This is a genomic window from Sporosarcina sp. Y1004, from assembly GCF_057669665.1.
In genome coordinates this window covers 1-3,107 of the sequence record NZ_JBYHFQ010000054.1, presented here as the reverse complement: position 1 = coordinate 3,107, position 3,107 = coordinate 1, and the positions used below count along the sequence as shown (strand labels likewise).

Annotated in this window: 1 rRNA gene; it reads right to left on the bottom strand. The window is 52.1% G+C overall.

Annotated features, from left to right (window positions below):
- Positions 1-61: 61 nt before the first annotated feature.
- Positions 62-2,993, bottom strand: a 23S ribosomal RNA gene (locus tag AC25Y6_RS19550).
- Positions 2,994-3,107: the final 114 nt, after the last annotated feature.

Here is a 3,107-nt window from a genome sequence, read left to right as displayed (position 1 = left end):
TCAAAACTGAATGAAACAGACATTGTGTGCATGAATCAGGGTAATCAAGCCTTCTTCAAAAATGGTTAAGTCCTCGATCGATTAGTATCCGTCAGCTCCACACGTCGCCGTGCTTCCACCCCAGACCTATCAACCTCATCTTCTTTGAGGGATCTTACTTACTTGCGTAATGGGAAATCTCATCTCGAGGGGGGCTTCATGCTTAGATGCTTTCAGCATTTATCCCGTCCATACATAGCTACCCAGCGATGCCTTTGGCAAGACAACTGGTACACCAGAGGTATGTCCATCCCGGTCCTCTCGTACTAAGGACAGCTCCTCTCAAATTTCCTGCGCCCGCGACGGATAGGGACCGAACTGTCTCACGACGTTCTGAACCCAGCTCGCGTACCGCTTTAATGGGCGAACAGCCCAACCCTTGGGACCGACTACAGCCCCAGGATGCGATGAGCCGACATCGAGGTGCCAAACCTCCCCGTCGATGTGGACTCTTGGGGGAGATAAGCCTGTTATCCCCGGGGTAGCTTTTATCCGTTGAGCGATGGCCCTTCCATGCGGAACCACCGGATCACTAAGCCCGTCTTTCGACCCTGCTCGACTTGTAGGTCTCGCAGTCAAGCTCCCTTATGCCTTTGCACTCTACGAATGATGTCCAACCATTCTGAGGGAACCTTTGGGCGCCTCCGTTACTCTTTAGGAGGCGACCGCCCCAGTCAAACTGCCCGCCTGACACTGTCTCCTGCCCCGATAAGGGGCATGGGTTAGAAGTCCAATACAGCCAGGGTAGTATCCCACCAACGCCTCATCCGAAGCTAGCGCTCCGGAGTCCAAGGCTCCTACCTATCCTGTACAGGCTGCACCGGAATTCAATATCAGGTTACAGTAAAGCTCCACGGGGTCTTTCCGTCCTGTCGCGGGTAACCTGCATCTTCACAGGTATTATAATTTCACCGAGTCTCTCGTTGAGACAGTGCCCAGATCGTTACGCCTTTCGTGCGGGTCGGAACTTACCCGACAAGGAATTTCGCTACCTTAGGACCGTTATAGTTACGGCCGCCGTTTACTGGGGCTTCAATTCGAAGCTTCGCTTGCGCTGACCTCTCCTCTTAACCTTCCAGCACCGGGCAGGCGTCAGCCCCTATACTTCACCTTGCGGTTTTGCAGAGACCTGTGTTTTTGCTAAACAGTCGCCTGGGCCTATTCACTGCGGCTCTCTCGGGCTTTAACACCCTACCAGAGCACCCCTTCTCCCGAAGTTACGGGGTCATTTTGCCGAGTTCCTTAACGAGAGTTCTCTCGATCACCTTAGGATTCTCTCCTCGCCTACCTGTGTCGGTTTGCGGTACAGGCACCTCCCGCCTCGCTAGAGGCTTTTCTTGGCAGCGTGAAATCAGGGACTCAGGGATAAATCCCCTTGCTATCACAGCTCAATGTTATAGGAATGGGATTTGCCTCATTCCACACCTCACTGCTTAGACGCGCATAACCAACAGCGCGCTCACCCTATCCTACTGCGTCACCCCATTGCTCAAACGGCGGGGAGGTGGTACAGGAATATCAACCTGTTGTCCATCGTCTACGCCTTTCGGCCTCAACTTAGGTCCTGACTAACCCTGAGCGGACGAGCCTTCCTCAGGAAACCTTGGGCATTCGGTGGAAGGGATTCTCACCCTTCTTTCGCTACTCATACCGGCATTCTCACTTCCAAGCGCTCCACCAGTCCTTACGGTCTAGCTTCGACGCCCTTGGAACGCTCTCCTACCACTGACATCAAAGATGTCAATCCACAGTTTCGGTGATTCGTTTAGCCCCGGTACATTTTCGGCGCAGCGCCACTCGACCAGTGAGCTATTACGCACTCTTTAAATGATGGCTGCTTCTAAGCCAACATCCTGGTTGTCTGGGCAACGCCACATCCTTTTCCACTTAACGAATACTTGGGGACCTTAACTGGTGGTCTGGGCTGTTTCCCTCTCGACTATGGATCTTATCACCCACAGTCTGACTCCCAAACATAAATCATCGGCATTCGGAGTTTGTCTGAATTCGGTAACCCGGGATGGGCCCCTAGTCCAAACAGTGCTCTACCTCCGAGATTCTTAAGTTTGAGGCTAGCCCTAAAGCTATTTCGGAGAGAACCAGCTATCTCCAGGTTCGATTGGAATTTCACCGCTACCCACACCTCATCCCCGCACTTTTCAACGTACGTGGGTTCGGGCCTCCAGTAAGTGTTACCTTACCTTCACCCTGGACATGGGTAGATCACCTGGTTTCGGGTCTACGACCCCATACTCTGACGCCCTATTCAGACTCGCTTTCGCTGCGGCTCCGCATTCACTGCTTAACCTTGCATGGAATCGTAACTCGCCGGTTCATTCTACAAAAGGCACGCCATCACCCATTAACGGGCTCTGACAACTTGTAGGCACATGGTTTCAGGATCTATTTCACTCCCCTTCCGGGGTGCTTTTCACCTTTCCCTCACGGTACTGGTTCACTATCGGTCACTAGGGAGTATTTAGCCTTGGGAGATGGTCCTCCCGGATTCCGACGGAATTTCACGTGTTCCGCCGTACTCAGGATACACTCTGGAGAGAATGGACTTTCGACTACGGGGCTTTTACCCGCTGCGGCGGACCTTTCCAGGTCGCTTCGTCTAATCCATTCCTTTGTAACTCCGTATAGAGTGTCCTACAACCCCAGGAAGCAAGCTTCCTGGTTTGGGCTCTTCCCGTTTCGCTCGCCGCTACTCAGGGAATCGATTTTTCTTTCTCTTCCTCCGGATACTTAGATGTTTCAGTTCTCCGGGTGTGCCTCGTTTACGCTATGTATTCACGTAAACGTACTGTCCCATTATGGACAGTGGGTTTCCCCATTCGGAAATCTCCGGATCAAAGCTTACTTACAGCTCCCCGGAGCATATCGGTGTTAGTGCCGTCCTTCTTAGGCTCCTAGTGCCAAGGCATCCGCCATGCGCCCTTTCTAACTTAACCTTTCGGTTTTTGATCAGCTTGCGCGTCTCAAATTCCTCTTTGGTGAATTCTTCTTTACAGCGATGTATGTCAGAATTCTTAAAGGCATTGCATGAATAAATCATTTGCATGATC